This window comes from Micromonospora sp. MH33, from assembly GCF_003013775.1.
Lineage (GTDB): Bacteria > Actinomycetota > Actinomycetes > Mycobacteriales > Micromonosporaceae > Micromonospora > Micromonospora fulviviridis.
Window position 1 is genome coordinate 1 of the sequence record NZ_MUYZ01000313.1, and the last position, 7,873, is coordinate 7,873.

The following is a 7,873-nucleotide window of genomic DNA, read 5'->3' on the forward strand; positions in this document are numbered from 1 at the left end:
TACACGCGATGACCCACCCGGTCACCGCAACCCTGAAAACCAGCTAACCAACTCTCCATCAAACCCGGGGCTTGACACACCAGCAGACGACGCTGCCGCTCATCCAGATGCGGGAACAAGACCCGGAACTTCGCGGCCAGGATCTCCTCGGCCTCCGCCGCCACACGCATACCACATGAGACAGTCATCCTGCCGGAAGTCGCTAGTTATATCTCTGCGAGCCCTTACGACCTCGTGCGCAATTGGGTAGGGCGGTGAGCTGCGGTGATGGGACTTCGGCTACCAGGTGATCAAGCGGTCGGACACCAGCCCGGCGACGGCGTCGATGTTCTCGGGCAACAGTTCACGGCGGCCGGTGAAGCGTTGAAGTTGTCGCCACCACTTCAGTTCGGCGATGGCGTGCTCGACGGAAATCCGTTGTGATGACTGCTGTTTACGTTCTGCTTCCCACGCCCTCTGACGTGCCGGTGGTGCGCCGGGGCGTAGTTTCAGTGGCGGCGCTACGACCTGGCCGGGGTGAGTCTTGGCCAGACCTCGGTAGCCGGCGTCGACCAGCACTGTCACCTGCGGGTAGGCGTCCAGCAGGGCATCAACGCCCTCGACACGGGCGGCGGTGGTGTCGTGCATCCGGCCTGGCCGGTGTCCACCGCACCACAGCGTCGCCCCGTAGTCGTCCGCCACCACGGTGGCCTTGATCGTGTTCTGCTTGACCTTGCCGGACACGAACGCCTTGCGGCCAGGCCGGCCGACGCGAGGGCGGCGGACCCGGATCTCCGTGGCATCCAACCACAGCGTCACCAAGACAGCAGCCACCAAGAAGACGAAGTCCGCCAATCCCCGCCCACGCCGCACGGGTTAAAGATCAAGCTAGATGTCGGTGAGCGGGAACGGCTCGTGGCGGGCGGCGGGGTCGGGGGTGAGCGGCGCGAAGGCCACGGCGGCGGGGGCGTCGTGCCGCGCCAGCTCGGCCGCCAGGTCGGCCAGGACCGGCTTGCGGAACAGGGTACGCAGCGACAGCTGCGCCGACATGCGCTGGTTGACGGCGTGGACGAGCCGCGTGGCCAGCAGCGAGTGCCCGCCGAGGGCGAAGAAGTTGTCGTACGCCCCGACGCGGTCGCGGCGCAGCACCTCCGCCCAGATGGCGGCCAGCTCGGCCTCCCGCCCGTCGCGCGGCGCGACGTAGGCGGCGTCGTCCGCCTGGCCCGGCGCCGGCAGGGCGCGGCGGTCGAGCTTGCCGTTGGCGGTCAGCGGCAGCCGGTCCAGCACCATCCAGCGGGTCGGCACCATGTGCTGGGGCAGCCGCAGCCGCAGGTGGTCGCGGGCCGCCTCGGCGGTGGCGTCGCCGGCCAGGTAGCCGACCAGGTGCGGGTCGCCGGGCGAGTCCTCGCGCAACAGGACGGCCGCCTCGCGTACGTCGGGGACGTCCCGCAGGGCGCTCTCGATCTCGCCCGGCTCGACCCGGAAGCCGCGTACCTTGACCTGGTCGTCGGCGCGGCCGACGAAGTCGATCACGCCGTCGGCCCGGCGGCGGACTAGGTCGCCGCTGCGGTACATCCGCTCGCCCGGCCCCGCGTACGGGTCGGGGCGGAACCGTTCCGCCGTCAGCGCGGGCCGGTGCAGGTAGCCCCGAGCCAGACAGGTACCGCCGATCCACAGCTCGCCGAGCACCCCGTCCGGCACCGGGTCGAGCCGGTCGTCGAGCACGTAGAACCGCGCGTTGGCGATCGGCCGACCGATCGGCGGCAGCGCCGGCCAGTTCGCCGCGTCGGCGGTGGCCAGGGCGTACTGGCTGACCACGTGCGTCTCGGTCGGGCCGTAGTGGTTGTAGAGGTATCCGCCGCCGAGGCCCACAAGCAGGGCGCGGACGCCGTCGTTGATCCGCAGCGCCTCGCCGGAGGTGACGATCTCGCAGCCGGACGCTAGCGGGGGTTCGTCCGTGGTCAGGCCCGCCATCTGGTGCAGCACCGCCGTCGGCAGGAACGCGCGCCGTACGCCCTGTTCGGCGATGAGGCGGCGCAGCTCGCCGAGGTCCCTGGCACGTTCCTCGTCGATCAGCACCAGCGTGCCGCCCCGGCACAGGGTGCTCCAGATCTCGTGGGCGGACATGTCAAAGCTGATCGAGGCGAACTGCAGCACCCGCTCCGGCGCCGGGCTGCCGGGCGCGGCGTACCGGAGCTGCCAGTCGATCAGGTTGTCGAGGCAGCGCCAGGTCTGCGCCACGCCCTTCGGCCGGCCCGTGGAGCCGGAGGTGTAGAGGACGTACGCGAGGTGGTCGGGCCCGGCGACCGGGCTGGGGTCGTCGGTGGGCTGCCCGGCCCAGCGTTCGCCGTCCGTGGCGAGGTTGACGGCAGGCGGCGCGCCGGCGACCTCGGTGACGGTCGCGGTGTCGGCGCCGGTGAGCAGGAGGACCGGGGCGCTGTCGTCCAGCATGTACGCGAGCCGCGGGGCGGGGTAGGCCGGGTCGAGGGGCAGGTACGCGCCGCCGGCCTTGAGGATGGCCAGCAGCGCGACGATCAGGTCCGGCGACCGGCGCAGGCAGATCGCGACCAGCGAGTCGGGGCCGACGCCGAGGTCGCGTAGGTGGTGTGCGAGTTGGTTGGCGCGGGTGTTCAGGTCGCCGTAGCGCAGCGACCGTCCCTCGAACGTCACCGCGATCGCCTCGGGGTTGGCCGCCGCCCGCTCCTCGAAGCGCGCCCGGACGCCCTGCGCCACCGGCGACGTGGAGGCGTGGCGCACCAGCCGCTGCCGCTGCCGCCCGTCCATCAGGGACAGCTCGCTGATGGGCCGGTCGGGATGCTCCGCCATCTGGGTGAGGACGTGGTGGAGGTAGCGGGTGTGTTGGTGGGCGGTGGTGGGGTCGAACAGGGCGGCGGCGTATTCGAGGGTGCCGGTGATCCGGCCGTCGTGTTCGGTGAGGGAGAGGTTGAGGTCGAACATGGCGCTGGGGTGGGGGGTGGGCAGGATGGTGACGTCGATGCCCGGCAGGTCGAGGTCGGTTTCCTCGGTGTTCTGCCAGGCGAACATGACCTGGAACAGGGGCGCGTGGGCGAGGTTGCGGGTGGGGTTGACGATTTCGACGACCTGCTCGAAGGGCAGGTCCTGGTGTTCGAGGGCGGTCAGTGACAGGTCGCGGACGCGGTGAAGTAGTTGGGTGACGGTGGGGTCGCCGTCGAGGTTGATGCGGAGGGCGAGGGTGTTGACGAAGAAGCCGATGAGGTCTTCGAGTTCGGCGCGGCGTCGGTTGGCGGTGGGGGCGCCGATGACGAGGTCGTGCTGTGCGGCGAGGCGGGACAGGACGATGGCCCAGCCGGTGAGGAGGGTCGTGAACAGGGTGCCGCCGGTGTGGTGGGTGAGGGTGTGCAGGGCGGCGGTGAGGTCGGTGTCGAGGTCGACGGGCAGGAGGGCGCCGTGATGGTCCTGTTCGGCGGGTCGGGGCCGGTCGGTGGGTAGTTCCAGGAGTGTGGGGGCGTCGGTGAGGGTGTGGCGCCAGTAGGTTTTCTGGCGGGTGAGGGTGGTGTCGGTGAGCCATTGGCGTTGCCAGGCGGCGTAGTCGGCGTATTGGACGGCCAGTGGTGGCAGTGGGTTGGGCTGGTGGCGGTGGAATGCGGTGTAGAGGGTGCTGAGGTCGCGGGTGAGGACGCCCATGGACCAGCCGTCGGCAGCGATGTGGTGCATCGTGAGTAGGAGGATGTGTCGGTCGGGGGCGAGGGTGACGAGTCGGCCGCGGATGAGGGGGCCGGCGGTGAGGTCGAACGGGGTGGTGGCTTCTTCGTCCCGGATCTGGGCCAGACGGCTGCCGGCGTCGGTGTGGCCGATGAGGTCGTCGGTGTGGAGGGTGAGGCCGACGTCGGGTGGGTCGATGTGTTGGTGGGCGTCGGCGCCGTTGGTGACGAAGCGGGTGCGGAGGGCTTCGTGGCGGGCGACGAGGGCGTCCAGGGTGGAGGTGAGGGCGTCGCGGTCGAGCCAGCCGTCCAGTTGGAGTGTCAGTGGCAGGTGGTAGGCCAGGCTGACCCTGCCCAGGCGTTCCAGGAACCACAACCGCTGCTGCGCGAACGACAGCTCCAGCGCCCCGGCGCGGTCAACGGGGCGGATCGGCGGCAGCACGTCCCGGCCGTCCGGCGACAGCCGAGCGACGAACGTGGACAGCACCGGCGCCGCGAAGACCGCCGCCGGCGACACCTCCCAGCCCAGCGCCTGCCGGATTTTCGACACCAGGCGCATGGCGAGCAGCGAGTGGCCGCCCAGGGCGAAGAAGTCGTCGTGGCGGCCGACCCGCTCGACGCCCAGCACCTCCGCCCAAATCCCGGCGACCATCGTCTCCAACAGGCCCACCGGTTCGGCGTAGCCGCGCTGGCCGAACGCCTCCCCGTCCGGCGCCGGCAGGGCCGCCCGGTCGAGCTTGCCGTTGGGCGTCAGCGGCCACGCGGCAAGGCGGACGTACGCCGCGGGCACCATGTACTCGGGCAGCTCGGCGGCGAGCCGGTCGCGCAGCGCGGCGGCGGTCGGCGGCTGCCCGGCGGCGGCCAGGTGGTAGGCGATGAGCCGCTGGTGGCCGCTGGTGTCGGGCCGGGCGACGACGACGGCCTCGCGGACGCCCGGGCAGGCAGCCAGCCGGGCCTCGATCTCGCCGAGTTCCACCCGGAAGCCGCGGATCTTCACCTGGAAGTCGTGCCGGCCGAGGAACTCGACCTGCCCGTCCGGCAGCCGGCGGCCCAGGTCGCCGGTCCGGTAGAGCCGGTCACCCGGCACGAACGGGCTGGCGGTGAAGCGCTGTGCGGTCAGTTCGGGCCGGTTAAGGTAGCCGCGCGCCACGCCCGCGCCGCCGATCCAGATCTCGCCGACCACCCCGACCGGCACCGGCTCGCCGGCCGCGTCGAGCAGGTAGACCCGCACGTTGGGCAGCGGCCGGCCGATCGGCAGGCGCACCACGTCGGCCGCATCGGCGGGGAGCAGGTGGCAGGTGCTGTCGATGGCGGCCTCGGTCACGCCGTACGCGTTGACGATCCGCACCCGCGGGCCGCACAGCGTCCGCAGCTGGACGGCGTTCGCCGCCGTCCACACATCGGAGCCGCAGACCACCGTCTCCAGGCCGGCGAGGGTTCCGCCGACGGCGTCCAGGTACGCCATCAGCGGGTTGAGCACCGCCGGCACGAAGTCGGCGAAGTCCACGTCGTGCTGGCGCAGCAGCGCGTACAGGCCCGGGCTGTCCAGCAGCAGCGGGCGCGGGCAGAGCACGAGCCGCCCGCCGAAGCCCAGCGCGCGCACCACGTCGGCGGTGAACACGTCGAAGGAGAAGCTGGCCATCTGCAGGTGCGTCAGGCCGGGGCGCAGGTCGAACAGGCGCTCCCAGGCGGCGGCGACCGCCACCAGCTGTCGGTGCTCCACCAGTACCCCGTTGGCGGCGCCGGAGGTGCCGGACGTGTAGATCACGTACGCCAGGTGGTGCGGGGCCAGGTCGGCGACGACCGGGCCGGTCGCCGGCAGGTCCGCCCAGGCCGCCGCGTCGAGGTCGAGGTCGACGACGGGGGTGTCGGTCCCGGCCAGCGCGGCGTGTAGCCGGTCGCGGCCCGGGCCGTGGGTCAGCGCCGCGACGGGCGCGCTGTCGGCCAGCATGTGGGCGAGCCGGTCGACCGGGTAGGCCGGGTCCAACGGCAGGTACGCGCCGCCAGCCTTGAGGACCGCGAGCAGGGCCACCACCGTGTCCAGCGAGCGCTCGAGGCAGATCGCGACAACCCGGTCGGGGCCGACGCCGCGGTCGCGCAGGTGGTGCGCCAGCCGGTTGGCCCGCGCGTTCAACTCGCCGTACGTCAGCTCTTCGTCGTCGAGGACGAGCGCCACCGCGTACGGGTCCCGCGCCGCCTGGGCCTCGACGAGGTGGTGCACGCACCGCCCCGGCGGGTACGCCACGGTCGAATCGTTGCCGTCCGCCAGCAGCCGGCGCCGCTCGGCGGGTGGCAGGACGTCGAGCCGGCCCGCCGCCGCGCCCGGTGCCCGCTCCAGCGCCTCGGCCAGGGTCTCCAGCGCCCGCTCGACCATCGCGCAGACGCGGTCGGCCGCAATCTCGGCCGTGGCGGCGACCGTCAGGACGAAGTCGTCGCCCAGGTCGTCGACGTCCAGGGCGAGGGGGTAGTTGCCGCGCACCTCGGCGGCCAGGCAGGTCAGGTCGTCCGCGCCGACCGTCGCCGTGGTCTCGGGCTTGGCCAGCACCGCGGCGTGCCGGTAGTTCAGCAGGGCGGTGAACAGCGGCGCGGGCGGCGCCACCCCGCTGCACGACTGGGCCAGCGCCAGCGGCGCGTTCTCGTGCCGGATCAGCTCGGTCAGCGTCTCGTGGGTGCGCCGCACGGCGTCCGCGGCGCCGGTCCCGCCGAGGGTGACCCGCACCGGGAGGGTGTTGATGAACGGCCCGAGCATCGGGTCGCTGCCGACGCCGCCCTGCATCCGGCCTAACACGGTGCCGAACACCACGTCCCGGCGGCCGCTGGCCCGGGCCAGCACCTGCGCCCAGGCGACGTGGAAGAGGCTGGTCACGCTGACCTGGAGGGCCTGCGCCCGTTCGCGCAGCCGCCGCGACAGGCCGGCGTCGACGCGTACCCGGGCGTCGCGCATGGCGCGGCCGTCGCCGTGGATGTCGAGCAGGCCGAAGGGCGCGGTCGGTGCGTCGACATCGACGAGCATCCCGCGGAAGAACGCCTCCTGCGCCGCCCGGTCGACGCCGCGCCGGATCCGGGCGACGAAGTCGCGGAACGGCAGCGGTGGCGGCAACCGGTCGGCCTGACCGGCCAGGTGGGCCTGGATCTCGGCGTTGAGCTGCTTGAGCGAGGTGTTGTCGTCGATGATGTGGTGGATCAGCTCCAGGGCCAGCCACCTGCCGTCGCACGGGTCGCGGGCGACCAGCAGCAGCAGGGGGGCCTGGTCCAGGGGCAGGCGGCCGTACCGCCGATCGAAGTGTTCGCGCAGCTGCCGGCCCGGGTCGCCGCCCGCCGGGTCGAGCGTGACCTCCTCCACCAGCAGGGGCACCCGCCGCCACACCACCTGGACCGGCTCGTTGACGCCCTGCCAGACGATCCCGGTGCGCAGGATGTCGTGCCGGGCGATCACGGCCTCCAGCGCGGCCCGGTAGCGGTCGAGCCGATCCCGGTCGGCGAAGCCGATCAGGCTGGTGACCAGGTACGGGTCACCGTCGCGGGCCATCAGGTGGTGGAACAGGATCCCTTCCTGCATCGGGGCCAGGGGATAGATGTCCTGGACGTTCGGCGCCCCGCCGGGGACCGTGGCGACGACCGCGTCGATTTCCCGCTGGCTCAGGGCGACCAGCGGCAGCATGTTCGGGGTGATCCGGGCGCAGTCGGCCGGGATCAGGTTTGGCGGGACCTCGGCCTGGCCCGGCCCGGCGCCGACGGCGGTCGCCAGGTCGGTCAGGACCGGCGCCCCGAACAGCACCCGTACGTCGGTTGTCCGTACTTGGTCAGGGGCCGAATTGTGGAACGAATGATCGTGCGGCAACGTGCCCCCTCGACTCCTGCTGACCAGCTGCTACCTTCCGCCGGGAAGGATTGTTCACATTAGTTGACTGATCAAGCGAAGGCCAGAGTCAATCTCGGGCTCCATTTCGCCGGCTAGGGTGAGCTGCGTGAAGGTCGGCGCTGACGTAGCCGAACAGGTGCGTCGGCCCGCGGCCGGACGTGGCATTCCGCCGGGCGGCGGGCTGCCGATAGCGAGATCAGGCAGATTTTCCGGCCGAAAGAGACGGAAAGTGTCGCGTTGCCGGCAGGCTGATGACGAATATCGAGGCTAGACTAGTAGTGCTTTGTTAGGTTGTTGTGGCGTGTCGCTTGTATGATCGTCGTGGTGGTGTTTGGCTGCGGTGCGTGGA

General features: G+C 71.8%; 2 protein-coding genes. Both read right to left on the reverse strand.

What is annotated here, in order from left to right; all coding sequences use genetic code 11:
* Positions 1–279 precede the first annotated feature (279 nt).
* Positions 280–798 carry a transposase family protein gene (locus B0E53_RS30545; RefSeq protein ID WP_210406280.1) on the reverse strand — a complete coding sequence of 173 codons (519 nt, stop codon included), beginning with the start codon at positions 796–798 and terminating at the stop codon, positions 280–282.
* A 69-nt stretch (positions 799–867) separates the two neighbouring features.
* Positions 868–7,440 (reverse strand): non-ribosomal peptide synthetase, encoded by a 6,573-nt coding sequence (locus B0E53_RS30550; protein WP_107079162.1) that lies wholly within the window; start codon positions 7,438–7,440, stop codon positions 868–870.
* Positions 7,441–7,873 lie beyond the last annotated feature (433 nt).